The sequence below is a fragment of the Sporosarcina sp. P17b genome (assembly GCF_002743115.1).
GTDB lineage: Bacteria > Bacillota > Bacilli > Bacillales_A > Planococcaceae > Sporosarcina > Sporosarcina ureae_C.
Map to the genome: position 1 here is coordinate 59,879 of NZ_PDYP01000011.1, position 25,702 is coordinate 85,580.

Consider the following 25,702-nt stretch of genomic DNA (forward strand, 5'->3'; position numbering starts at 1 on the left):
CAAATAGCATAAGGAATTTGAAATAAAAGTTTACAAATGTTTGTCTATGAATAAGGAGGTAAAGAAGATGAAAGTTTTTCGGAAAATCGCAACAGGTGTAAATACAGTGGGTGGGGGAATCGTTAATACTGGTGTGAAAGTAACAGGTGATACGATCGGTAAAAAGTTTCCCAAGACAGGAAAATACATAAAAGATGTAGGAGATACAGTGGTCCGTTCCTCTAAAACTGTCATTTCGAATACAGCTCACTTTGCAGATGGAGCAGCTACTAGTGTTTATGGTGTCATCAAAAAAGATGAAGTTATACGTAATGAAGGATGGGGTGATGTTAAGTCAGCAACGACTAATACTGCAAAAGGTATGATTGGTGGAGTGGTATTTACAGGTAAAAGTGTTGGACAAACAATAACCGGTGTTGCGCGACAGGATCACGAGCAGTGGATGACCGGCATAAAGAATGTGGGGAAAGCAGCAGCTGTAATGGCGACTGGAGTGGGTGTACTTGATATCGTCGGTGTGTTTGATGTAGATGTAGCAGAAGCAGCTGAGTTGAGTACACGTAATATGAGTTTGGATGGCAGTGTGCATGAAATAACAGGTGTACCATTTGAAACGAACACAGTGGACCATGTGAATGGCCAGTATACAGGAGTGTTTCCGGTGTTCGATTCTGCTTTTGATGTGGAGTTACCTGCAGATTCGCTTCAATATTCAGATACGGTCCATATCGGTATTGCGAATATGACGCTCTATGAGTCAATCCAGAATGATCCTTCATTAGCAGTAGAGTTAGGGTTTGATGCACAAGATGTGGAAAATTTGCAGTCTGTTGTGACGCCTGAAGGCTATGATTGGCATCATCATGAGGAACCTGGACGTATGCAATTGGTTGATGAGCAAGATCATGGAACGACGGGGCATACGGGTGGACGTAATCTGTGGGGTGGCGGGACGGCTGCTAGATGAGTGATTGGAAAACTGATATGACTGCCTTACTTGCCAAAGTTGCGGGGAAAAGTTATGACTGGTTATCGAGTGTATTAAATCGTACGGATTATACATTGACGAAAGTGATGGAGTTTTTACAAGATAAGAAAGCAGTTCTCGATCAGTATTTAGTTGATCGTAGAAGTCTATTGCATTCGATTGAAAAAGCGCAGTTAGAAGTAGATATTTTACAAAAAGAAATTGATGAAACGAAACAAAGTCAAAGAGAAAAACATATTACTTTACTCGAAGAATTACAGAATCGAACTGCTGAGTTATTTCAGTATCAGAAAGAATACTCTGCACTAAAAATAAAATCCGAACAAACTAAATCAGCATTGACTGATTTAGTTCAAGAAAAAGAATTTGCAATTAACGAACGCAACTACTTAAAGTCGGAGTATGATCACTTACAAGAAATTATCAATACAACTTCTAATGAGCTAGTTGAATTGAAGTCTGAAGTAGCAACTTTAAATGAGCTAAATACTTCAGTTGCCCAAAAAGAAATTGAAGTGAAGGAAAGACAAATATTTGATCTTGAGATGTCACACGATCAAACTGTTCGTTCAATGACGAAACTTGAGAAACGTTTAAAAGAAAAAATGCAAGAGACAGCTCAGCTTAATAGTGAAATACAAAGAATGGCGCAAAAAATACAAAGTAAAAATGAGCATGTTAGAAAACTAAAACAGAATATTAGTGAACAGGAAACTCATTTGGAAACCGGACAAACCGAGTTAAAAATATTTAAACAAACGATTCAACAATCACTAGTAGAAATGCAAGAAAAAGAGAAGTGTATGGTCAAGGCGATAGAGAAAGTAGATTCGCTTCAAAAGGAATTAGACGATGCAGTAGAATTGTATTATACAGATGTACAAAATTCGAAAGATGAAATTGATGAGCTACAGGAACAATTATCAAAAGAGCAAAATGATGCATCAGTTGCTAGAGCTGAGCGTGATAAGCAAATGGAGTTTTCTACAGAAGCCATTGCTACTCTCAAAGCAGAATATGAGCCTAGATTTAAAAAACTTTATATGAGTTCAAACTTCACTCCGAAATTCTTTGATGATTTCTATCGAATTAGTGCATCTGATCGATTACAAGTTGAGGTAGTAATCGTTAATTTAAATTATTACTATGATACGGCTATGAGTAAAGTTCGTCCGAATACGGTCGATACAGGAAAAGGAAGACCAGCAGTTTATGAATATCCTTTCGGGCGCGACCATACTGGCCGAATTTACTTTAGAAAAGATCAAAATATAGTGTCTTTTTATCGAATTAGTCGTTCAAAGAATAGTGGGAAATTAAGTCAAAAACGTGTGATTGATTGGCTGAAGGATAATCGAATTTAAACTCTAACCTACTATGAGATTGAGATCCTGTGCGTCACACAAATTAGTAAGAATTTTAAATGGTTTCAGTGTTGTTTGACACCCAATAAAAAAGAATGAAGTTTGGCTTTAGTTAAAGCTAGGAAGGAACAGGACAAGCCGGTATTCGAGATCTGCAAAGGGGATCAAATTATGAATGTAGCATTTGGCGGTACGCTGTATCAAGACATCCATGCGCAGCTAGTAGATGACTTGTTACAGCATAACCAACTAACGGATTTGGAATTTGCTACGCAGTTATTAGATATTGTACCCGATAGTATTCTGGCAGAGTATGCAGGAGCTTCAGAGATTCGCGTGAACACGTTGCATCATCAAGCTGTGAGTTGCCTTTAGTCGTGACAGCGATGGCTAAAGATGGCGTGATTGAAGCGTTTGAGAGTACTGAGCATACGTTCTTGGTGGGGGTTCAGTGGCATCCTGAGGCATTGGTGAAGCGGGATGATGCGACTTCGTTGAGGTTGTTTGAGAGATTTGTGGAAGCAGCTACATAAAGTTGTATACGTTCTAGTATGAAAGAGATCTCATCAAAATGAGGTCTTTTTTATTTGGATTTTGGTGATTTTATATGGTGTTTTTATTTACATATAGGTAATATATTCTTTTGTGATACTATTATACCAACTATTATTTATGTATCATTATAACTAATCGGATTAATACCCTATAAATTGTGCAAATGGAGTTGAGACTTTGATAATTAATCATAACTTATCTGCTTTGAATACATATAGAAACCAACAACAAAACAATCAATCAGTAGCTAACTCCATAAATAAATTATCATCAGGAATGCGAATCAATCAAGCTGGAGATGATTCTGCAGGACTTGCTATATCCGAAAAGATGAAAGGGCAAATTAGGGGATTGGAGAAAGCGGAAAGAAATATCGCGGACGGTATATCTCTGACACAAACAGCTGAAGCTGCTTTAGGAGAGATATCTAATCCTAATTTAATACGATTAAGAGAGCTGGCCGTTCAGGCTGCAAATGACACTTTAACACAAAGCGACCGTGACCTTATCCAACAAGAAGTGGGTCAAATCAAAAATGGTATTAATACAATTGCAAATAACACTACATTTAATAAAATCCAATTATTAAACGTACCTGATGAAATTGAAACTGAAGAAGTAGAAGGCGCTCCAAGTTTAGAAAAGATAGTTACAGTTAAAGCTAAAGAAAGGGTAACTGCGGGGTATATTATAGTACCAGATCCTCCCGACCCTTCATCTTTTGAAATTACAGCCCTTTTTGGGACACCATCTGGTGCATATTGGCCTGATTTAAATATAGTAAGTCCAAATGGAGAAAAATTTGGCTATGAAGAACAATACTTAAATAATAGTGGAGCAGTAGTAGATATAACAAATACTTCCTCTACAAGCGCCAAATATACTGGTTATGGATCAGCGGACGAAAATATGATTTTCGATAATCCGATAAGTGGTAAATGGACGATTGAAATTAGAAATAATGGCGGCACTAAAGATTCGTCATTTCAATTAAAGTCCAATTATTTAATTTACGGTGGGGAGTCTAGTTCTACTACAGATATAATAACTAAGTATCCGAACCTTAACTTGCAAGTTGGGCCTAATGAAGGACAAAATTTTAAAATAGATTTATCTGATGTACGAACTGAAGCATTAAAAATCGATGGAATAAATCTTACTTCCCAAAGTTCCTCTAATCAGGCCATCGCTGTAATAGATACAGCGATTGAATTAGTATCCTCTGAAAGATCAAAGTTTGGGACGTATCAGAATGGTCTGCAACATATCGAGAGAAATGTTACGAATTATAAAGAGAATTTAACTGCCTCTGAATCAAGAATCAGAGACCTAGATATGGCAAGTGAAATAACCAAGTTATCTAACAATCAAATCATCTTACAAGCCTCACAAGCAATGATGTCGCAAGCAAATCAAGTTACGCAAGGCGTCTTGCAATTATTAAAGTGAGTCCATTTAAACGTACCATTCATAAGAAGCGGTACCATCTAGGCAACAATTCACTTCAATGCTATACTCAACCATACAAGTTTTTATACAAACTATAACAATTGAAGTGAATTATCCACAAGAAAGGAGCCCACATGAGCACAAACAACAAAACAGTAGTCCGTTCCCTAGACATACTCAACCTATTCGTCGATCACCCAGCCCTCACATTCCAAGAAATCATCGACCTATCGGGCATCCCGAAATCCTCCGTCTACCGCATGTTATCTTCGCTCGAAGAAATGAGATTCTTAGAGAAAGGCGCAGATTCACAATATCGTCTTGGGTTGTTGCTACTCAAATACGGTAGCCTCGTTTCGAAGCGGTTAGATATCCGGAAGATTGCGTATCCGATTATGGAAGAGCTTCACAATGATGTGAAGGAAGCGATCAACTTGATTGTGAGGCAAGGGGATCAGGCGATTTACGTGGAGAAGATTGATACATATCAGAAGGTTCGTTTATATACTGCGATCGGCAGAAACAGTCCGCTTTACGCGGGGGCGTGTTCGCGGATTATTTTATCGAATCTGTCGGATAGTTATATTGCGGAGTATTTAGATAAGACGGAGTTGCAGCAGTTTGCGAACGGTACGTATACCGATCGGGAATCATTGCTTGCGTCTATCGAAGAGACTCGCCGCAATGGCTATACGCTCAGTAATTCGGAGCTTGAGAATTTCACTTCGGCTGTGGCGGCACCGATCTATGATTTTAGTGGTGAAGTGATTGCCGGGATCAGTATCGCGGGGATTGAAGCAAATTATCAGGAAGAGAATTTGAAGATGTTAGTCCCTAAAGTGAAAGAAGCTGCCTCTGAGATTTCTAGGCAGCTTGGGTATATAGGATAAAGTAGACCTTTGTGATTCAGTGATGCTGAAGCACAAAGGTTTTTAGTAGTGTAGTTTATGCTGAATGCCGATTTTGATTTGATTGATCAATTCTTCTTTCGCAATCAGTTCGCGCTCGGCTTCTGCATGTGTAATGAGCTTGAAATAAAGTTTCGCATTCGGTTTCACTTGCGACAAGCTGCCTAAGTCAGCAGTGATCACTTGTCCGATTTTCGGATAGCCGCCAGCTGTTTGTCTGTCCGCCATTAAAATAATCGGCTTGCCGTTAGGAGGAAGTTGAATCGTTCCGAACGTCACACCTTCTGATAGCATTTCAATTTTCTCCGTTAACGAAAGGGCCTGTCCTTCGAGTCGTAAGCCCATTCGATTGGATTGCGGCGTCACGACATACGGCTCATGTACAAGTAGTTGTTTACTCGCTTCATCGAAGTGCTTATACTCCGTCCCTTCAATGATCCGAACGGTTTGCGTAGATTCTAGGCTAATTAACGGATGATGAGGTACAGCCCAGTCTGGCGTGCCTTCACGTTCAATCAACTTAAAAACTTTCTCATTCGATTCCGTCATCTTGCCGAATGAAAGCTGATCGTTTTGTTGCAACGCACGCCCTTTAAAACCGCCAATTCCCGCCACCATATACGTACTTTTACTATCCATCACTACGGGTATATCAAGCCCTCCTGCAATCGCCAAGTACGCGCGGCATCCTTCAATCGCAAAGCCAAATTTAAGCACAGCCCCTTTTTTGACTAGAACCGGCCGCCAATTCGCAACCGGTATCCCGTCAATCGTCGTTTGAAGGTCTCCGCCTGTAATCGCAATCAACGTATCTTCCTCAAACTGCAGCTTCGTTCCGAACAACGTAATCTCCAAAACACCTTCACGTTCCGCGTTCCCTACAAGCAAGTTCGCAATCCGCATCGAATAGCTATCCATGGCACCGCTTACAAGAACGCCAAACTTTTGCGAACCGGTGCGACCGATATCTTGTACAGTCGTTAAAAGTCCGGCATTCAATACGTTTACTGACATGTCTTCACCTTCTTTTGTGCATCATACTCTTCTTGCGTCATCGGACAAAACTTGATTTTATCGCCCGACTGTAACAAAGAAGGAGGAGACATATCCGGCATGAATAGATCGGTTGGAGTACGCCCGATAATTTGCCAGCCGCCCGGTGTTTCGAGTGGATAGACTCCTGTTTGTTTACCCGCGATGCCGACAGAGCCAGGAGGAATCGATGTCCGTGGTGTTAATTTTCTTGGTGTCGCAATGCGTTCATCAAGCCCACCGAGAAATGGAAATCCTGGTGCGAAGCCGATCATATAGACGAGATATTCAGGTGTTGTATGAATTTCAATGACTTCTTCAATCGTCATGCCGTGAGTTTCTGCGACAATATGCAAATCAGGGCCAAATTCGCCACCGTAAAGCACAGGAATCTCGACTAATCTCCCTTCCGTAACAGGAAGTTCGGATATTTGGGCAGCTAGTGTCTGTATATAATCGGTTACTTTTTCAAGAGGAGTCCCGTCTAGTTGAAATCCGTTTTTTGATTGATGGACTACATACGGAGAGTAGTACACCGCCAAACTATTATAGGCAGGAACCGACTCAATGAAGCCGTCAAACGGATATTCTTCTAAAAGATACGAGAGATTTTTCACTTGCTGGTGGATGGAAGGATGGATGCCTTCACCCAGTTGTATAATGATGGCGGAATCGCCGAGTACTTTTATATCGAGAGATTTTGGAACAGTCATCGTAACATCTCCTTCAAATTCCGAAATTCGAAACTGTCATTCTGAAAAATGAATCGTAGTTCTATTATAGATTCCTAAAGAGAAAATACAAGCCTATATTTCATTTAATAAAAATACTCACCATATTTCGACAATGGTCTATTCAACACAATAATTTTATGATAGACTAAGTTTCAAGTTCAAAACCGAAGTTTCGGATTTCGGAACTGAATAGTTTGCAAACGCTTACTTATCGTAGGTAACTTGAGTGTGCTTTCTGTTTTTAAAAACAAAGGAGGTCATGAACATGGCGAAAGTAGATTTGAATAGTGATCTAGGAGAAAGTTTCGGTCGCTATACATTAGGAGAACAAAAGGAAATATTGAAATATGTAACATCCGCGAACGTAGCGTGTGGATTCCACGCAGGAGATCCTTCCGTGATGCGTGAAACTGTACAACTCGCGATCGATAATGGCGTACGAATCGGGGCACATCCTGGATTGCCGGATTTAGTCGGATTCGGACGTAGAGATATGGATATCACGCCGCAAGAAGCGTATGACATGGTCGTCTATCAAATTGGTGCACTGCAAGCATTTCTTGCTGTACATAACGAACCGATGCAGCATGTGAAACCGCATGGCGCGCTGTATCAAATGGCGTCAAGAGATCAGGGGATTGCACAAGCTATCGCGCAGGCAGTGTACGATGTGTCACCGTCCCTTGTGTTATTTGCGCTTGCCGATAGTGAGTTATCCAAAGCAGGGGAAGCGATTGGACTCGTAACCGCACATGAAGTGTTTGCTGATCGTACGTATCAATCAAACGGTATGTTGACGTCACGTTCACAGGGCGATGCGATGATTACCGATCAAGAAAAGTCTGCTGAGCAAGTGATCCGAATGGTGAAAGAAGGTAAAGTACGTTCGCAACAACAGACCGATGTCGATTTACGTGCGGATACGATTTGCATTCATGGAGACGGTGAGCACGCAGTGGAGTTTGCGAAGTATATTACAGACCGGCTGAACGATGAAGGAATTACGGTGACGGCTATTTCCACTAAGGAGGATTCTCTATGAATAAGGAGAAGCTAGGACTTACTCATGAGCAGGAACAGAAAAAAGTAACCCGTGGTGTCTTACTTGGCGCAGCTTTCTTAATGGCGACGTCTTCTGTCGGACCGGGATTCTTAACACAAACAACCGTATTCACTGAGCAACTCGCAGCAAGTTTTGGTTTCGTTATTTTAATTTCATTAATATTAGACGTCTTCGCTCAAATGAATATTTGGCGCGTCATTGCGGTTTCGGGTCTACGTGGACAAGAAATTGCCAATAAAGTGTTACCAGGTTTAGGTTTCGTACTAGCCTTCCTCATCGTAGCAGGCGGTCTTGCGTTTAATATCGGGAACGTCGCAGGTGCAGGACTCGGACTGAACGCGATGATTGGAATCGATCCGATCATGGGCGCGATCATCAGTGCGGTCTTTGCGATTTTGATATTCATGGTTAAAGAAGCAGGCAAGGTGATGGACAAAGTTGTTGCCGTTGCCGGTGTGTTGATGATTATTTTAGTTGTATTTGTCGCGTTTAAAACATCTCCACCAGTGGGGGAGGCAATCATCAGAACGTTTAATCCTTCTGAAATTAGCTTCTTCGCGATTGTTACATTAGTCGGCGGTACAGTGGGTGGCTACATCACATTTGCAGGTGGACACCGTTTACTAGATGCCGGAGTTAAAGGGATCGAGTCCGTTCCATACGTCACAAAGAGTTCCGTAACAGGTATTGTCGTCACGGGAATTATCCGCGTCGCATTATTCTTAGCCGTGCTTGGTGTCGTTTCACAAGGATTGCAAATTGATCCAGACAATCCACCAGCGTCTGTGTTCCAGCTCGGAGCAGGGGAACTTGGGTTGAGATTATTCGGAGTCATCATGTGGGTAGCTGCGATTACATCTGTCGTAGGGGCGGCATATACATCGGTTTCGTTTATTCGTTCATTCCACCCAGTCATCGAAAAGTATCATAACTGGATTATCATTTTATTCATCATCGTATCGACTTCAACATTCGCATTCGTAGGAAAGCCTGTCACGATTCTTTTATTGGTAGGGGCATTGAATGCTTTGATCTTGCCACTAGCGCTAGGTACTTTACTCGTTGCGGCATATAAGAAGACGATTGTCGGAGAGTACAAGCATCCACTATGGCTCACAATTGGCGGCGCGATCGTTGTAGTTGTGATGGGCGTATTAGGTGTTATGACGTTAATCGAGCAGATTCCATTGTTGTTTGACTAATTCTTGAGGAGGTCATGTATTGAAAAATTATAGCTCTATGAGGCCACAAGAAATTCGGACACTCATTCGCGCGCAGCAAATCACAGGTCAGACTTCAGGTATGGCAAAAGGATTCACACAGGCTAATCTAGTCATATTGAAACAAGAACACGCTCTCGATTTCCTGTTGTTCTGCCAGCGAAATCCGAAGTCTTGTCCGCTACTGGATGTGACAGGACCCGGTTCCTATCGTCCGGCTAAAATGGCAGAAGGCGCAGACCTTCGCAGTGAAGTACCGAGCTATCGCATCTACAAAGATGGCGTGTTGACTGAAGAAGTACACGATATTACAGATTACTGGGAAGACGACATGGTCGGCTTTTTAATCGGATGCAGCTTCACATTCGAAGCCCCGCTACTCGCTGGCGGCATTCCGATTCGACATATCGAAGAAAATCGCAACGTGCCGATGTACAAGACCAATATTCCTTGTACACCGGCCGGCATTTTCGAAGGACCTACTGTCGTCAGCATGCGACCGATGAAAGCCGCAGACGCCATTCGCGCCATTCAAATCACTACTCGTTATCCTGATGTACACGGTGCACCGATTCATTTAGGTGATCCGAGCTTGATTGGAATTAAGGATATTTCCGCACCTGATTTCGGCGATAGCGTGACGATCAACGAAGGGGAAATCCCGGTGTTTTGGGCGTGTGGGGTTACACCGCAAGCAGTGGCTATGGAGAGTAAGCCGTCTATCATGATCACGCACTCTCCTGGGTGTATGTTTATTAGTGATATGAAAGATTCAGAGTTAAGTGTTATGTAATTTCGTTTGAAGACAATAAAAAGTTCTCAACTCGACAAGTAGTCGGTTTGAGAACTTTTTTTAATTTAGTAATTGAACTAAAGTAGTGAAGGGATACTCAGTTGATTGTAGTGGAAGCCGTGCCCGCGGAACGCGTCCGTCTGGAACGGAAATCAACGGTTTTTAGGTTACTGAACCGTATACCCACCATCCAGCACAACAGCCTGCCCAGTAATCCCTTTCGCACTCTCACCCGAAAGATACAACGCTAAATCCGCCACTTCCTTCACATCCAACAAACGCTTCTGCGGAACCAAAGGATAAATAACATCCTCCAAAACAGACTCCAACGGCACACCACGAACTTCAGCTAAGTCCTCAAACTGATTGCGCACAAGCGGAGTGTCCACATACCCAGGACAGATCGCGTTCACTGTAATGCCGTCAGCTGCCGTCTCCAGCGCAGCGACTTTCGTTAAACCAATCACACCATGCTTCGAGGAATTGTACGCCGCTTTCCCCGCAAATCCAACCAACCCGTTGATCGATGCCATATTCAAAATACGACCGAATTGCTGTTTCTTCATATGCGGCAATACAAGCTTCGTTGCGATGAACGGAGCCGTTAGCATCACTTTCACCATCAACTCGAACTTTGCTGTTGGGAAATCTTCTAGATTCGAGACATGCTGCAGTCCTGCGTTGTTAATGAGAATATCGATTCTACCAAACTGAGAGATCGCTTCATCAATGACTGCTTGAATATCTTCTTCTTTCGTTACGTCGCATTTTAAGCCGATCGCGCTGCCACCTAACGTGACAGCCGCTTCTTTTACTTTGTCTTCATTCAAATCCGTCAACACGACGATTGCGCCCGCTTCTGAGAAGGCTTTGGATACTTCGAAACCTATACCTTGCGCTGCGCCTGTGATGAGCAATACTTTATCTTTTACCATACTACTTTCCTCCTTGAACGATTAAATACCGAAACCTAGTGAGAATAGGACGATCGCGATGACGACACCTATGGTCGGCACAATGACCGTGACCGCTGCCATGGCGCCATACGCTGCACGATGTGTTTCGCCTGCAATAGACTGGATCGTCGTAACGACATAGCCGTTATGTGGCAATGAATCAAGAGCACCGGATGAAATCGCCACCACGCGGTGAAGGGCTTCCGGATCGACACCCATATCCATATAATGAGGTGCGAGTAGTGGGAGAGCGATAGCCTGACCGCCTGAAGCGGAACCTGTCATACCTGCGATCACAGATATCGCAATGGCTGCACCGATTAATGGTGATCCCGGGATATTCGTCATGATGGCTACTGCGTCCTGGAATGCAGGGACTGCTTTCGCTACGCCACCGAATCCAACTACTGCTGCTGTGTTTCCGATTGCGACCATTGCGCCAAGTGTACCCGCTGAAATGGCTGCTCCGTAGTTCTGTGAATATTTTCTACCTACGAAGTACGTAGAGATGATTCCGCCGAGTAACGCTAGGATTAAAGCGGATTGTGCTAGTTTATCATGGAATAGGAATGAAATGATTAATACAATAGCCAATGGAATCATAGAAAGGAATGGATTTGGCAATGAACGTGTCGTATCAAATGTAGGATCGGATGAACGATCAACGAAACGTTCGCCTTTATTGACTGCCTTCGTAATGATTCGTTTCAGCCACCAGTAACCAAAGAGTGCCATGAATAATGCCACGACGAGACTGACTTCCCATCCAGCGTATGCATTCGTACCTAAGAACTCAATCGGAATCCAGTTCTGAATTTCTGGGGATCCCGCGGACGTCATCGTAAACGTCACCGATCCAAGTCCGAGTGTCGCTGGAATGAAACGTCTCGGTAGATCCGCTTGCTTGAATAATGAAATAGCCATCGGATACACGGAAAATGCTACTACGAACAAGCTCACTCCGCCATACGTTAGAATCGCACACGCCATAACAATCGCAAGGACCGCGAATTTCATGCCGAGCTTTTCAACGAACCATTTCGCCACAGCGTCTGCTGCTCCGCTGTCTTCCATTACTTTACCGAAGATCGCACCGAGTAGGAACATCAAGTACCAAGACATGATGAAACTCGTGAATCCCGTCATATAACTCGTGACGAAGTTGTCTTCGCCTTCACCTGCTAATTGAGGAAATAACGTCATGCCGCTCATTAATGCTACAAATAATGCCGAAATCGGTCCAGCGATTAATATGTTGACTCCTCTCATCGTCAACACAATGAGTAAAGCCAAACCTCCAATAAGTCCAATCATCCCTAATATACCCATCCGTCTACCTCCATATAATAGAATATTTTTGTAACGTACTCGTGAAGATTTGTCTAAAATGTTACAAGTGAAGCGCTTTCATTTATTAAAGCAGAAAATAAAAGAACATGCAAACCGCTTAAATACAGGGTTTGCATGTTCTTTACACATAAATATTCCGGAAAATAGGAATTATAGTGCTAGAATGATAGGGTTTAAGTTCGGAATTCAGGAATGCACTCCGGAAAACCGGAAAATAGTTCAAATATCATATTTTTTTAATTTCTCGTAAAACGTGGTTTTGCTAATTCCAAGTATAAGAGCGGCTTCTTTTTTATTTGGAAATTGAGCTAACGTATCGAGTAGAATGGTTCGCTCGACTTCTTCGAGTGATTCAGCAAGTGTCCGGGAACTAGGGGCGTACTGAACCTTTCGCTGTTTGACTTGTGGCGGCAAGGCATCGGGTGTGATCACGTCTCCGCTCGTTAAATAAACCGCAGCTTGAATCACGTTTTGCAATTCTCGTATATTGCCTGGCCAGTGATACGTGTTCAAATACGTGAAGGTTTCTTTCGAAAACTCCATACTTCTTTTGCCGGTTTGACCGATCGTCTTATGGAATATGAAGCTAATGATTTCTGCAAAGTCTTCCATGCGCTCCCGAAGTGGCGGTACGTTCAATGTAATGGCTTGTATGCGGTAGTACAGATCAGTGCGGAATTGATTGGCTTCGATAAGTTCCGTTAGTGGTTGGCTACTTGAAGCAATCACTCGTACATTGACCGATTCCACTTGATGAGAGTTCGGCGATTCCACGACTCCGTCATTCAATAATCTAAGCAACTTCACTTGAACAGGTAAGGGAAGGCTGCCGATATCATCTAAAAACAATGTACCTTTATCCGCTAGCTGAATACGTCCTTTTCGTCCGCTACGATCTCCTTTTCCAAACAATTCGGTTTCCAATAGATTGGGCGGGATGGCGGCACAGTTGACCGTAATCAACGGATGATCTGACCGGTTGGATAATTGATGGATGCTGTGCGCGAATAATGTTTTGCCTGTTCCGCTTTCGCCTTGAATTAAAACGGGCAGATCACTCGGAGCAATCATATGAATCGTATCTTTAATGGACAAAATAGCGGCAGAAGACCCTTTGATATCGGTCATTTGATACGTGCTTTCTTCCATGGCAGGAGCACCCATATTGATTTTCTCCAACGTTTGTTTAACATGTGAACTTAGATGATGCCAGTCATGAAGGTCACGGAATACGACGCTTCCGAATGCGCCGACCACTTTATTGTCTACTCGAATGGGAATACGATTTGCCAGCATATACGTTCCTTTAATGTAATGAGGGGACGCAATATGTTCTTCTCCAGTTTTCACCACTTCGTGCATACGCGTATTTTCGATGACTTCATTAACAGGGCGACCGATCGTATCTTTCTGTTCGATATGAAGAAACTTGCAATAATCTTGGTTCATATACAGAATCCGTGCGTCCTGGTCCACTACGACGAACCATTGAAACGCATTTTCTAATATTTGATTCAATACATATTCCGGAAGATTCGTTATTAAGCGATCCATTGTGATCCACCTTCTTGTCCGTAAGTTTTATTTGAATATAGGTTAGGTTAATAAACTCCTAAATAAATACATAAAATCAATATGTTCTACAATGTTTCCTAATTATCTACAATAAAATCAGAATAATGGAAAATGACAGTAGACGGAAACATCATAGTACTATATACTAGTCGTTAAGACAGGTACTTTGTGTTCAATTCATTATGTAAACGCTTACTCTCATGAAAAAATGAATGATTGCAGGTCAATAACTGAAGCACTATTTATTGGCCTGTTTTTTGTGCGTGTTCGTATTTGTCTGAAAGGAGGTGAAAAGCATTGTGTCACCTAGTGGAAACAGAAAACCCCCGAGTGCTTATGTCATGCGAGACACACTCGAGGATCGACAGCTGGTGTATACCAACCTAGTGTTAGTATACCCCTTAATTCCACTTATCGAAAGGTATTTATATAAAAAAGGGGGATAATGGGAAATGGATGAGGAAACGAAGTCAATAATTACACCCGGTACAAGTCTGGTTTATCCGTATTATAATGATGAGGGAAAGTTATGTGCAGTGTTGCTGAAAGATAGTGATTTTGTTTTAGTAGACACTAGTCCAACTGCGGTAGTGGACTTAAGTATGCAATATTTTGGTACGAGTTTGCGTGGTGGCATTGAAGGCGGCAAAGCATTGATGGGTAGAATCCATATGACGCCTGTGATGGTCAGTGAAAGTTTGGATATGTATTGGTTTCCGAGTCATTCCCCGTCAAGTAATGATTGTGTGTGGTTTTCGCTAGCGCATGTCTTGACGTTCTTGCCAATCGACAAAAACCACACGAAAGTGATATTCCGCGATGGCAATGTGTTTACGGTGAACTGTAGTTATTCATCGTTTCAGAGCAGGTATCAGCGGACGTGTATGTTGAAAAATGGTTTGGTAGCTAGATTCACGCAGATGGCGCTCGGTGTGAAGAAAGGGCATAAGACGTTCTTGATTCGTAAGAAACATCAGCGTGGGAATTATGAGATTACGGATGAGTAAATAGGTTGATACATAGCGTTCCTCTTCGGGGGAGCGCTTTTTCTGTATGCTCATTTATTGAAATGTTTACTGTTTTTCTTGGAGGGGTGGTATACTCAAGGTAATTATGAATGGTTTCGTGAGGTCGTTTGTTTATGAGTGGTCAGGAGGGGAACGATATGTTGTTTGATTTTTTGAAGCCGAAGTGTGAATATTGCAAGAAGCGGACTTCTGTTTATCAGGGGTATTATTTGCCGAATGATAAGAAGATTAAGGTGTGTTCGTCTTGTGCGCGTTTTGCACAGCGTCGTGGGTTTAAGAAGTGGAAAGGGTAAGGTGGTAAGGCAACGTTGATCGACGTTCCAGGTGGACGCTTTCCCGAGGGCGTGGCTTGAGCCTCCTCGTACGCTGCGCTCCCTGCGGGGTCTCAAGGCGCACGCTGATCCTCCGGGAGTCGCCACCTTCCACTTACGATCAACTGGTGTTGTCTTTCAACTTGTATTGTGTAGGGATTTTAAAGTCAAAAGCTAAAAAACTAAAATCAAAAGACAAGAGCAAGGGCTACCTATTTAGGCGGCCCTTGCTTTTTTGTTTTGTTATTTAAGTTTAATATGCGTTCTCGAAGAAACGGTTCCAATGGGCTTTCATCTTATATTTAACTACTCGTTAGTTTTCCTTTTAGTCGTTTCAGTATACGCTCTCTTCGTTTTTTGATGCCTGGGACGGTGAGGCCGAAGTGGGTAGCGCATTCGGCTTGGGTTTTGTTTTCTACGTATAGTTTGATGAGCAGCTCACGTTCTTCTTTTCTAAGAGCGGTGATGGCCTCGTGTAGTTGGCTGTTTGGATCTTCGGCAAAGTCGCATTGTGCTAGGTGTTCGAGTGTTTCGGTTTCTACCGTTGTGTTGACTTCGCTGAATCGGTTTTCCTTTTTTAAGTCGTCTAACATCGCACCGTAGATGGAGCGGTAGGCGAAGGGGGTGAAGTTTCCTTTGGTTGCGTCAAAGCGTGACCATGCCTGGTACAGGGCGAAGCGTCCGGTTTGGCGGAAGCTGTCATAGTCACGGTAGATATTTAGTTTTCGTATAATGGCTGAAATCATCGGTTCATACTGTTGCATCACTTCTTCAAAATTTTCATTCCTCTGGTTTTCCATAAAGCGACCTCTTCAGGTCGTGCACGACACTTTGTATTCCCTGGGTATCTACATAATAGAAAGTCTGGCATAGGAATACGAATCGGTATTTCATCGTTTTGCCTAGGGGAAAGACATGCTTTTGCGCTAGGGAAAGTAAGTAGTTTGCTTAGATGGTTTTGGTGGAAGGAATGTATTTTAAAAAGTGAAGTGACAGTGAAAAATTGTGACGTCTTTAGAGCCGTTGATTTCCGATCCAGGCGGACGCGTTCGGAAGGGCCCGCGGTGAGCCAACCAGGTCGCAGGCTCCCTCTGGTTGTCTCACCTGATCGGGCTGAACCTTCCCGAGTCGCCGCCTTCCTCTCCAATCAACTTGGTGTTTCTTTGAAAACGGATGATTGACTTATATAGCTAATAAAGTAGAAGTAGCTTTATAACTTGACCTAGACCTTTAGAAAAGTCACTAATTAATCCCGCAACACTCAGTTGATTTTCGTTTTAGGCGGCGACTCCCGCGGGAATAGCATGAGCCTTGAGACCCCGCAGGTAGCGAAGCGGACGAGGAGGCTCAAGCCATGCCCGCAGGAAAGCGTCCGCCTAAAACGGAAATCAACGTTCCAATGACGTCTCAACATTAAAAAGAGGACCCGTCTAGTGACGGATCCTTCTGCCTATTACACCTTAAACTGCTCAATAACCTCTGATAACTTCTCGCTCAGCTCAGTCAACGTCTCCGCCGCCTCTGTCACCGACTGAATCGCACGTAACTGCTCTTCCGAAGACGCGCTAACTTCTTCACATGCCGCTGCCGTCTCTTGCGACGTAGCTGACATCGTTTGGATCGTCATCGCGACCTCATCTTTATGCGTCGCGACCAATCGAATTTCATTGGACACGGTATGGATCGACTCTTGCATCGTGTCCATGAGAGAAGATAACTCTCCGAACGTATTCTCCGTATCACCCACAACGACGCCTTGATCGCGGAATGTGTTGATCGTTTCCTGCATCTGTTGCGACACGATCTGTGATTCTTTTTGTAACTCTTCTATCGTTACTTTGACATCGTCTGTTGCACGTGCCGATTGTTCTGCGAGTGTGCGAACTTCTTCAGCTACGACGGCGAATCCTTTGCCGTGTTCTCCTGCTCTAGCCGCCTCAATGCTTGCGTTTAGCGCTAAAAGATTCGTTTGCTTGGAAATGTTCATGATCGTTTCCATAACACTGCCGATCGCTTGTACTTTTCCGCCAAGTGAATGAATGTCGCTTGACATCTCTTCTAGTTTTTCGCTCGTTGTCGTAAACGAAGACTTCAGTGCGCCCATTTGTTGTTGGCCGTTATCGTTTTGGATGCCGGTTTGCGTGGCAATGTCCAGCATTGCTTCTGCTTTTTCGCGAATTTCATTGATTTCTTGACCGAGAAGCTCCGTACGCTCTGTCGCAGTCTCGGAATCTTCCGCTGATTGTGCAGCACCTTGCGCAATTTCACCGACCGCCGTGGCGACTTCGTTACTTGCGGCACTTGTTTCTTCGGACACCGCACTCAAACTCTCTGAGTTCGATCGGACGTGATCGGCTGATGTTTGGACGACGCTGATAATGTCGTTCATGTTTTGCACCATATTATTGAAATCACGGCTCAGTTCACCGATTTCATCTGTGCTTTGATTATCTGACCGGACTGTTAGATCTCCACCTGATACTTGCGCCATCAAATCTTTGACTGTATCGAGAGGCTTCAGTAAACGGCTTATCGTAATGAATAGGCCGACGAATGTGAGAATTAATGTAATCAATGCAATGATTAGCATGGAGTTACGCAATGAATGTGCCATCGCACTTAGTTTGCGTTCTTCATAGACTGCACCGACCTTCCAATTAAACTCGGGAATCGTCGTATAAATATTGCGTTTGTCGATACCTTGATCGTCGGTGTATTCGATGACGCCGCTGTCCGCATCATACATTTTTTTGAAATGTGCTTCGTTTGTTACATCCGTTCCTGATTTGGACGGGTGAACGATAGCTAGTCCTTGATCATCGAGCAATACGGGATAGCCGTTAAATCCGATATCGCGGCTCGCTATTTCGTCTGTTAATGCGCTCAGTTCAATATCCATTCCAAGAGCCCCGACAAACGTACCGTTGATCAGAATGGCTTTGGAAGCAGTAATGACAAACTGATTGGTTGTATCATCCAAATACGGCTCTGTCCATTGCACTTCGTCTGGATGTTCTTGCGCTAATTGATACCAGTTTCGCGTAGTTGGATCATAATCCGTTAAATCATCATCCGGCTTAATGACCGTATATTTGGACGTCAATGAATAATAAACGGCATCTGCACTTGAGTACATAGACAAGAAAGTTTGTAAACGATCCTCTATTTCTTTGACAGTTACCTCTTTTCCATTTTCTCCAGTAAACTCTGTTATGGTGTCAGTCGTTGCCAACAACGCCAATCCTTGTTCATACTTGTCCATAAAGTGATATATTCCGAATCCCATTTCACTAATAATGGCATTACTTGAATCAATGGCATTGGCCATGGACTGTTTCTTCGCTTGATCATTGGTCATCCAAGTCATTAAGGCGATACCTAAAATGAATAAAATGATAGCGGTTAAGATAATCTTCGTTTTTATTGACCGTAACAAATGGTGTTCAGCTCCTTCTTAGATGTGTGATGCTATATTGTACCTAACTTGTTATCGGCTAAATTTCCTATGTATTGATGGTTTTATAAAGAAAAATGAAGAAACCTGTCGAAAAATCGACAGGTTTCTTTTTAAAGGCTTATAGGCAAGCGGCGCCTACAATAATGAGTAAGATAAATAATACGACAATCAATGCGAATCCGCTACCGCATGAGCCGTAAGATCCACCAGACCCACCCGTTTCACAACCAGATCCACCGTAACCGCCACCACCGTGTCCATATCCACCGAATCCAAACATGTCTCCACCTCCATTTTTTAAGTAATTAACAGCCGTAACCCATAAATCCTGCACCGACAATGATCAATAAGATAAACAGAACAACGATCATTGAAAAGCCGAAGCCACCATCATAACCGCCACCGTACCCAGATCCTTTAACTGATTCTCCCATATTGATTTCACCTCCAAATGTGGAACTACCCTTATTCTATGCAGAGATTCTCAGAGTGCCTTGGCTTTTATAAAAAAATCCGCCAATCCTTTAAAAAGGAGAGGCGGATGTTGTTAGATTTTGAATCGTTCTACGGCATCACTAAGGTCTTCGCTCAATTGCGTCAAGGCTTCAGCCGCTTCTGCAACGGAGCCGATCGCGTGGAGCTGTTCATCTGAAGAAGCACTTACTTCTTCACAAGCCGCTGCAGATTGTTCTGTAGTCGACAATAACACTTGAATTTGCTCAGAGACATCGTTTTTATGAACGTCCATTTCTTGAAGAGCGGTAGTGACTTGATTAATTCGGGATTGCATATCGCCGATGAAACTAGAAATTCTTTCGAAAATTCCTTCTGTATCTGTTACGACCGTAATTTGACGCTCGAATGTATCGCGTGTGCTGTTCATTTGTTCGATCACATGTTGCGTACCATTTTGCAGTTCATGGATTGTTGACCGCACTTGTTCAGCAGATCTTGCAGATTGTTCCGCGAGTTGACGCACTTCGTCTGCTACGACTGCGAAGCCTTTACCATGTTCACCGGCCCTGGCTGCTTCAATACTTGCATTTAACGCGAGTAAATTGGTCTGAGAAGAGATCGCGGTAATCGCGTCGATGACGGAACTGATCGCCTTCACTTTATCTTCCAAAGAGCCAATCATGCCGCCCATTTGCTGTAAGTCTTGATTCCAGTTATTGAATGAAGAGCTTAAAATACTCATTTGCGCTCGACCGTCCGTATTGAAAGATACAGCTTCCGTTGCCAGGCCAGCCATTTCACTAGCGGTTGTATTGGCAAAATGAATTTGTTGATTCAATAAATCCGCGCGTGTCGTGACCGTTTCCGCGTTTTCCGCGGACTTCACAACCCCTCGAGTAATTTCCGCCAAAGCACTAGCAATTTCTTCGCTTGTCGCATTCGTTTCTTCTGATACTGCACTCAAGTTTTGTGAACTCGCAAGTACATTAGAAGCGGAATGCGTCACAGTCGTAATCAAGCCGTTCATTTGGTCAAGCATCTTATCGAAGCCTTTGCCAAGTTCTCCAATTTCATCGTTAGAATGAATGTTGGCACGAACCGTTAGATCACCATCGGCTACTTGTTGCACCGTATCTTGCAGTCTGAAAATAGGTTTCAATACGCGACTGATGAAAATGAAAAGAATGATTGCGAGTATAGCGAGTGTGACGATGGCCGCAACGATCATCACATTTCGTAAGCCAGCTGCAAGGGATTGCATGTTTTTCTGGTCGTAGATCACACCAAGCTTCCAGTCGAAATTTGGAATCGTCGTGAACATATCGATTTTTTCAACTCCGTCTTGCTCGAATGTGTGATGTCCTGCTGCTTCTTTATACATTTTGGCCACGTACGCGCGATCCATGACATTTTCCCCAATGAGCGACGGGTGGGCGATAGCTGTCCCTTCAGAATCGAGAATGAATGCATAACCGCCATGGGGGATATTCGTTGCGGAAATATCTTTAGACATCGTCGACAATTGAATATCGATTCCAGCTACACCGACGAATTCATTTCCATTCATGACGGCTTTTGCAGCACTAATAACGAAATTGCCCGTTGCTTCATCAATGTAAGGCTTGGTCCAATGTACTACTTTCGTGTCCGCTACTGCTTTTTGATACCATTCTCGTGGAGTGGGATCGAAGCCTGTTAAATCCACGTAAGGACGAATTATCGTTTCTTTTGTCGCGAATGACAGATAAGTACTTGAAACATCTGGATAAGTATCCAACGTGTTACTGAGTGCTTTGATAACTTCGGCTTTACCGGTAGTGGCGGATGCGTTCGTGTAGTCCGATGAATCCGTCAGCAACTCCAGTCCTTTGCTGTATTGACGCAAATCCGCTTCAATGGATTCGCTCATTTCGGAAAGTAACGTACTGCTTGATTCGATGATATTTTTCTCTGTCCGTTCCTTAACTAACCAGCTACTGATTCCAGTCATTGTCAGGATGCCTCCAGCAACTAGTATGAGGACAAGAAGGATCATTTTCGTTTTGATGGAATGAATCATGGATGTATGCTCCTTTACTCTTATAGATTGTTCTTATCATACATTACTTTTGACTGTTCTAATAGTCTGAATTTCATAACTATGAAAAATTTATTGAGTAGTAGACAGATAAAGTGAAAAAAGTGGCAAGAACGTAAAGAAGAATATGCCATGCTGTACTTAACATCCGCTAATTGAATCCGATACTATAAGTAACGATTGTTCGATTAAAGACGGGGGGTACGAGTATGGTCAGCCGAATTGGCGACGGCCCCGCAACGCAACCAGTGAAATCATCTTATGAGAGTGGGTCCGTTGAAAACAAAATAGTAGTGGCAAACATTCAACCCATGGGTCAGCCAGCAGAACAGGCGACACCAGAACAGAAAGCGGAGTTGTCCAAGAGTGAAGCGAAAAAATTAACGGAGGGCATGAACAAATTCCTCGATAGTGTCAATGTTCAGTTACGCTTTAAATTTCATGAGAAACTAAATGAATATTACGTAACGATCATCGACCCTGAAACAGAAGAGGTAATTCGTGAAATACCTCCGAAGAAATTGCTCGACATACACGCAGCCATGAAAGATTTCATTGGATTGCTAATCGATAAAAAAATATAACAAAAAAGGTGTGAGGCACGATGAGAATCGGTGGATTGGCATCGGGAATCGATACAGAATCAATCATTAGAGACATGATGAAAGCACATCGAATCCCACTTGATAAAATTACGCAAAAGAAACAATACACACAGTGGCAACTAGACGACTATCGTTCCACGAACCGCGACTTGAGAAAATCAAGTGACAAACTGTTTGATACGGTTATGAAGCAGAGTACCTATATGCAGAAAAATGTTAGTGTTTCGGATGAGAAGGCGGTTAGTATAACGGCTAAGGGTTCTACTTCTGATTTTTCGGGGACGATTGAAGTAGAAAGATTAGCTAAACAAGCGACTCTTCAAGGTGGCGTACTTAAGCTTGGTGCAGACGGGGCAAAGCTGACAGACGAGGAAGTAAAGACAAAAACGCTTACAGAATTAGGAATTGCTGGTGACCAAAAACTAACAATAACGGACCCGTCAGGTAAAGCAACTACAATAGATATAAAGGACACTGAAACTTTGGATTCTGTATTGAAACGGATAAATGAGAAAACCGGTGTCAGTGCTTTTTATGATTCCTCATCTGGTAAAATAGCGATGAGTGCTAAGAATAGTGGAGCAGGAGAAATATTGATTACCAGTTCAACTTCAGGTGAAGATTCCTTTGTAAATAAATTAAGGTTAAATGCTCCACCAGCACCGCCTTGGGATGCGCCCGTTCCTCCACCGAACGACGAACCTAGGTCTGCAGCAGGTGTAGATGCGAAGTTTACCTTTAATGGTCTAGAAACAACACGGGCATCTAACACTTTTACAATTAATGGTTTTGAAGTATCTCTCAAACAAAAAACTGATTCTCCAGTTTCCTTCAGTTCTTCTACTAATACCGAAAAGATTTTTGACTCGGTAGTGGAGTTCGTCAACGACTACAACGAAATGATTGAAAAGCTAAATAGCAAGATTAAAGAAAAAGAATTTAAATCATTCCATCCTCTTTCTGCCGAAGAAAAATCGGATATGAAAGAAAAGGAAATTGAGCTTTGGGAAGAAAAAGCGAAGAGCGGAACAATGAAGGGCGATCCCGCAATTTCCTCCATGTTAAATAATTTACGTTCAATAATGACTACAACGGTAAATACTACTGATAAAGATGGTAAGAGTGTTGGTGATGATGGAAAACCAATCACAATCAGCCTGAAAGATCTAGGTATCGAGACTACCAAAAACTATTTGGATAATGGTAAATTAACGATAAATGAAGATAAACTACGTGAAAAAATTTCAGAAAATCCAAATGCAGTTTATGATTTAATCGGTAAAAGCAATACTGATCCTAAACAGGGAGGAATTGCTCAACAATACCGCACCGAACTACAAGACGCACAAAAGAAAATCACAGTAAAAGCAGGTAGTTCTACTGCTGTCAACGATACATTTGCTCTCGGTCGTTCTTTGAAAAACATGGACAAACAAATCGAGCGCTTTGAAACGAAGCTACAGATGATGGAAAGTCGTTACTACAAGCAGTTTAACGCGATGGAGCAAGCGATCCAGCGTGCGAATTCCCAGTCTGCGGCGTTGATGAGTTCACTTGGCGGCGGCATGTAACGCAACTTTGCTAGAAAAAGGAGATTGACATAAATGGCTACTAACAACCCTTATGCAGCATATCAGACGAATACGGTGACGACTTCTACGCCTGGCGAGTTGACGTTAATGCTTTATAACGGATGTCTAAAATTTATTCAGCAAGGCAAGATGGAGCTGGCTAAAGGCAATCTGGAACAAAAGAATATTGCGATTCAAAAAGCACAGGCGATCGTAACTGAATTAATGCTGACATTGGATACGTCTTATGAAGTATCCAAAAACATGCTCGTTTTGTATGAGTTCGTCAACAGCCGCCTAATCGACGGAAATATCCAAAATGATCCGGCTCTGTTTGAAGAAGCTGCGGGCATCATAACGGAATTCCGCGACACGTGGAAGCAGGTCATTCAAATTAATCGTTCGAAGCAATATTCGAACGTGAGTGAAATATGATCCGACCTGCAATGACGATGTGGCATGAGCGTTCTCTTCTATTGATATCGCTAGTGAAAGAAACCGATGAAGAAAAGCGTGATGAAGTTATTGAGAAAATCGAGAAAGTTCTCGATGAACGTGATTTGCTGCAGTCACAAATTATTCAACCTTTTACAGCGGAAGAAGACGAATTTGGGGCAGAATTAATTCGCCTAGAAAAAGAAGTACAAACTAGTCTAGATCACTTCACCAATGAAATTCGTACAAATATTTCACAATCACAAGCCAAAAAAGAAAACATGAATAACTATGTGAATCCATATGGTAAAATGTCTCAAGATGGTGCGTATTTCGATTCGAAGCACTAATAACCGGAAGAGAGCAATCTCTTTCGGCTTTTTACATAGTGAAATTTAAATGAAGGGAAACGTCCTATGCGCTATAATCGCCACGACTACTTTCGGTACCCATTCGATCCATACATACCCGCAACATTCCGTATACAATTAAATAATGAACAAAAAAGCTTATCTAACGAAGGGCAATGCGAAATTGTGGACATCAGTACAGGTGGCGTGAAATTTGTCACTAATTTGGATTTGCCTGTGCGATCGGAAATTTTAGCCCTGCAATTGGAGTTCACAATTTTTAAGCACCCGTTTGAAATTTTAGGAAACGTAGCTTGGAAAACACAAACCGAATACGGATTTGAATACGGTTTCGAGTTTGGTGAAGATCAAAAAGTCGATACATTAATCACCGAAGAATTAAAACATCATGCTCGAAAAGTGAAAGAAACCGAGTGAAACCAACCTAAATCAGAAGTTTCTTTACAATTCTGCATTATTCTTAAGTTTTGAGAAGGTATTTAAGGGTACTATGAAGAAGTAAGGTAGTGATGGTTTAAATAAAGGAGGAGTTCATATGTTAGACTTCAATATTCGCGGTGAAAACGTCGAGGTAACTCCGGCGATCAGAGAGTACGTTGAAAAGAAAGTTGAAAAACTAGAGCGTTATTTTTCAGAAGGTGTAAACGCTACAGCAAATGTTAACTTGAAAGTTTATAGTGATAAACAAACAAAAGTGGAAATTACAATTCCTATGAAGAATTTGACACTTCGCGCAGAGGAGCGTCACAACGATATGTATGCAGCTGTTGATTTAATCGTCGACAAGCTAGAGCGTCAAATTCGTAAATATAAAACACGTGTTAATCGTAAGTCACGTGAGCGCGAAGGTGTAGCCGCTTTCTTCCAGTCAACTGATAACAATAGTGCTGCAGTAGAGCTAGAGGACGATAATGAGTTCGACGTAGTGCGCACGAAGCAGTTTGATTTGAAGCCAATGGATCAAGAGGAAGCGATTCTTCAAATGAACATGCTGGGCCACAATTTCTTCATCTTCACGGATGCAGAGTCTGATGGCACACACATTGTGTATAAGCGTAAAGATGGCAAATACGGCCTAATCGAAACAAACTAATAAGCAATCCAAAAAGTCCAGCCTCGGCTGGGCTTTTTTGTTTTTGACTTTTTTACGTTTGTTAAGATCTTTAAGTTCAAGGGCAAGTGCTTGGGAATAGTGAGTGAATTTGTGTAGGGGGAGGGGATTGAAGCTCCAGCGTCCAGCTTTCGCTCATAGAATCCGTTTAAGCGCTCATAGAACTCATTTTGCGCTCTATAGCACGCACTATCCGCTCTATCAGACGCCACGAGTGCTCATAGATTCATCTAAGTGATCATAGAACCTGGATAACCGCTCATAGCCTCGAAAGCTCAACATTATTTACAATC

General features: G+C 42.6%; 25 protein-coding genes and 1 pseudogene. 16 read left to right on the forward strand and 10 right to left on the reverse strand.

All coding sequences use genetic code 11. The features are described from left to right. Positions 1-67 precede the first annotated feature (67 nt). The 6 genes and pseudogenes from CSV76_RS12595 (at position 68) to CSV76_RS12615 (ending at position 5,246) form a co-directional block, all read left to right on the forward strand. A complete protein-coding gene (locus CSV76_RS12595; protein ID WP_158232805.1) occupies positions 68-967 on the forward strand; it encodes an HNH endonuclease in 900 nt (299 codons plus the stop codon). Next, the gene (locus CSV76_RS12600) at positions 964-2,352 is read left to right on the forward strand and encodes a coiled-coil domain-containing protein (RefSeq protein WP_085428409.1); all 1,389 of its coding nucleotides are present in this window, start codon (positions 964-966) and stop codon (positions 2,350-2,352) included. The genes CSV76_RS12595 and CSV76_RS12600 overlap by 4 nt, the downstream gene beginning before the upstream one ends. Positions 2,353-2,454: 102 nt before the next feature. After that, positions 2,455-2,756, forward strand: a pseudogene (locus tag CSV76_RS17135) (gamma-glutamyl-gamma-aminobutyrate hydrolase family protein); the annotation flags it as partial. Continuing rightward, positions 2,739-2,885, forward strand: coding sequence for a gamma-glutamyl-gamma-aminobutyrate hydrolase family protein (locus CSV76_RS17140; protein ID WP_232319650.1), 147 nt, complete (start codon positions 2,739-2,741; stop codon positions 2,883-2,885). The pseudogene CSV76_RS17135 and the gene CSV76_RS17140, both read left to right, overlap by 18 nt. Positions 2,886-3,084: 199 nt before the next feature. Then, the gene (locus CSV76_RS12610; RefSeq protein WP_085428412.1) at positions 3,085-4,356 is read left to right on the forward strand and encodes a flagellin N-terminal helical domain-containing protein; all 1,272 of its coding nucleotides are present in this window, start codon (positions 3,085-3,087) and stop codon (positions 4,354-4,356) included. 134 nt (positions 4,357-4,490) lie between these two features. Continuing rightward, on the forward strand, positions 4,491-5,246 hold the full coding sequence (locus CSV76_RS12615; RefSeq protein WP_085428413.1) for an IclR family transcriptional regulator: 756 nt from the start codon (positions 4,491-4,493) through the stop codon (positions 5,244-5,246). 42 nt (positions 5,247-5,288) lie between these two features. Here CSV76_RS12615 and CSV76_RS12620 read toward each other — a convergent pair whose 3' ends face one another. Both CSV76_RS12620 and pxpB read right to left on the reverse strand, forming a co-directional pair. Beyond that, positions 5,289-6,278, reverse strand: a complete 990-nt coding sequence (locus CSV76_RS12620; protein ID WP_085428414.1) for a 5-oxoprolinase subunit C family protein — start codon at positions 6,276-6,278, stop codon at positions 5,289-5,291. Continuing rightward, positions 6,269-7,009 (reverse strand): 5-oxoprolinase subunit PxpB, encoded by a 741-nt coding sequence (gene pxpB, locus CSV76_RS12625; protein ID WP_085428415.1) that lies wholly within the window; start codon positions 7,007-7,009, stop codon positions 6,269-6,271. The genes CSV76_RS12620 and pxpB overlap by 10 nt, the downstream gene beginning before the upstream one ends. A 286-nt stretch (positions 7,010-7,295) precedes the next feature. On the opposite strand from pxpB, the gene CSV76_RS12630 reads away from it, so the two are divergent. The 3 genes from CSV76_RS12630 to CSV76_RS12640 are packed head-to-tail and all read left to right on the forward strand — an operon-like array spanning position 7,296 to position 10,106. After that, positions 7,296-8,072, forward strand: coding sequence for a LamB/YcsF family protein (locus tag CSV76_RS12630; protein WP_099625794.1), 777 nt, complete (start codon positions 7,296-7,298; stop codon positions 8,070-8,072). Further along, positions 8,069-9,295, forward strand: a complete 1,227-nt coding sequence (locus CSV76_RS12635) for an NRAMP family divalent metal transporter (protein ID WP_099625795.1) — start codon at positions 8,069-8,071, stop codon at positions 9,293-9,295. The genes CSV76_RS12630 and CSV76_RS12635 overlap by 4 nt, the downstream gene beginning before the upstream one ends. A 19-nt stretch (positions 9,296-9,314) precedes the next feature. Continuing rightward, on the forward strand, positions 9,315-10,106 hold the full coding sequence (locus CSV76_RS12640; protein ID WP_099625796.1) for a putative hydro-lyase: 792 nt from the start codon (positions 9,315-9,317) through the stop codon (positions 10,104-10,106). Positions 10,107-10,273: 167 nt separating this feature from the next. On the opposite strand, the gene CSV76_RS12645 is transcribed toward CSV76_RS12640, so the two are convergent. The 3 genes from CSV76_RS12645 to CSV76_RS12655 form a co-directional block, all read right to left on the reverse strand. Further along, the gene (locus CSV76_RS12645; protein WP_099625797.1) at positions 10,274-11,041 is read right to left on the reverse strand and encodes a 3-hydroxybutyrate dehydrogenase; all 768 of its coding nucleotides are present in this window, start codon (positions 11,039-11,041) and stop codon (positions 10,274-10,276) included. A 21-nt stretch (positions 11,042-11,062) separates the two neighbouring features. Beyond that, the gene (locus CSV76_RS12650; RefSeq protein WP_199173067.1) at positions 11,063-12,385 is read right to left on the reverse strand and encodes a GntP family permease; all 1,323 of its coding nucleotides are present in this window, start codon (positions 12,383-12,385) and stop codon (positions 11,063-11,065) included. Between the two features lie 246 nt (positions 12,386-12,631). Further along, positions 12,632-13,966 (reverse strand): sigma-54 interaction domain-containing protein, encoded by a 1,335-nt coding sequence (locus CSV76_RS12655; RefSeq protein WP_085428421.1) that lies wholly within the window; start codon positions 13,964-13,966, stop codon positions 12,632-12,634. Between the two features lie 473 nt (positions 13,967-14,439). On the opposite strand from CSV76_RS12655, the gene CSV76_RS12660 reads away from it, so the two are divergent. Next, a complete protein-coding gene (locus CSV76_RS12660) occupies positions 14,440-14,994 on the forward strand; it encodes a competence protein ComK (protein WP_099625799.1) in 555 nt (184 codons plus the stop codon). A gap of 634 nt (positions 14,995-15,628) precedes the next feature. Here the strand turns inward: CSV76_RS12660 and CSV76_RS12665 are convergent. The 5 genes from CSV76_RS12665 to CSV76_RS12685 form a co-directional block, all read right to left on the reverse strand. Then, positions 15,629-16,126 carry a sigma-70 family RNA polymerase sigma factor gene (locus tag CSV76_RS12665; RefSeq protein WP_099625800.1) on the reverse strand — a complete coding sequence of 166 codons (498 nt, stop codon included), beginning with the start codon at positions 16,124-16,126 and terminating at the stop codon, positions 15,629-15,631. Positions 16,127-16,779: 653 nt separating this feature from the next. Then, positions 16,780-18,762: a methyl-accepting chemotaxis protein gene (locus CSV76_RS12670; protein WP_099625801.1), complete on the reverse strand. Its 1,983-nt coding sequence runs from the start codon at positions 18,760-18,762 to the stop codon at positions 16,780-16,782. Between the two features lie 139 nt (positions 18,763-18,901). After that, the gene (locus CSV76_RS12675; protein WP_085428425.1) at positions 18,902-19,063 is read right to left on the reverse strand and encodes a YjcZ family sporulation protein; all 162 of its coding nucleotides are present in this window, start codon (positions 19,061-19,063) and stop codon (positions 18,902-18,904) included. A 25-nt stretch (positions 19,064-19,088) separates the two neighbouring features. Beyond that, complete coding sequence (locus CSV76_RS12680) at positions 19,089-19,217, reverse strand: YjcZ family sporulation protein (RefSeq protein WP_083035222.1); 129 nt, start codon at positions 19,215-19,217, stop codon at positions 19,089-19,091. Positions 19,218-19,330: 113 nt separating this feature from the next. Further along, the gene (locus CSV76_RS12685) at positions 19,331-21,298 is read right to left on the reverse strand and encodes a methyl-accepting chemotaxis protein (protein WP_099625802.1); all 1,968 of its coding nucleotides are present in this window, start codon (positions 21,296-21,298) and stop codon (positions 19,331-19,333) included. Between the two features lie 227 nt (positions 21,299-21,525). On the opposite strand from CSV76_RS12685, the gene flaG reads away from it, so the two are divergent. From flaG to hpf, 6 genes are all read left to right on the forward strand, one after another. After that, positions 21,526-21,900 (forward strand): flagellar protein FlaG, encoded by a 375-nt coding sequence (gene flaG, locus CSV76_RS12690; RefSeq protein WP_099625803.1) that lies wholly within the window; start codon positions 21,526-21,528, stop codon positions 21,898-21,900. A 20-nt stretch (positions 21,901-21,920) separates the two neighbouring features. Beyond that, the gene (locus tag CSV76_RS12695) at positions 21,921-23,492 is read left to right on the forward strand and encodes a flagellar hook-associated protein 2 (RefSeq protein WP_099625804.1); all 1,572 of its coding nucleotides are present in this window, start codon (positions 21,921-21,923) and stop codon (positions 23,490-23,492) included. 33 nt (positions 23,493-23,525) lie between these two features. After that, complete coding sequence (gene fliS / locus CSV76_RS12700; protein ID WP_099625805.1) at positions 23,526-23,927, forward strand: flagellar export chaperone FliS; 402 nt, start codon at positions 23,526-23,528, stop codon at positions 23,925-23,927. Further along, positions 23,924-24,277 (forward strand): flagellar protein FliT, encoded by a 354-nt coding sequence (gene fliT / locus CSV76_RS12705; protein ID WP_099625806.1) that lies wholly within the window; start codon positions 23,924-23,926, stop codon positions 24,275-24,277. The genes fliS and fliT overlap by 4 nt, the downstream gene beginning before the upstream one ends. Positions 24,278-24,343: 66 nt before the next feature. After that, positions 24,344-24,715 carry a PilZ domain-containing protein gene (locus CSV76_RS12710; RefSeq protein WP_085428431.1) on the forward strand — a complete coding sequence of 124 codons (372 nt, stop codon included), beginning with the start codon at positions 24,344-24,346 and terminating at the stop codon, positions 24,713-24,715. A gap of 118 nt (positions 24,716-24,833) precedes the next feature. Beyond that, complete coding sequence (gene hpf / locus CSV76_RS12715) at positions 24,834-25,391, forward strand: ribosome hibernation-promoting factor, HPF/YfiA family (protein ID WP_085428432.1); 558 nt, start codon at positions 24,834-24,836, stop codon at positions 25,389-25,391. Positions 25,392-25,702 lie beyond the last annotated feature (311 nt).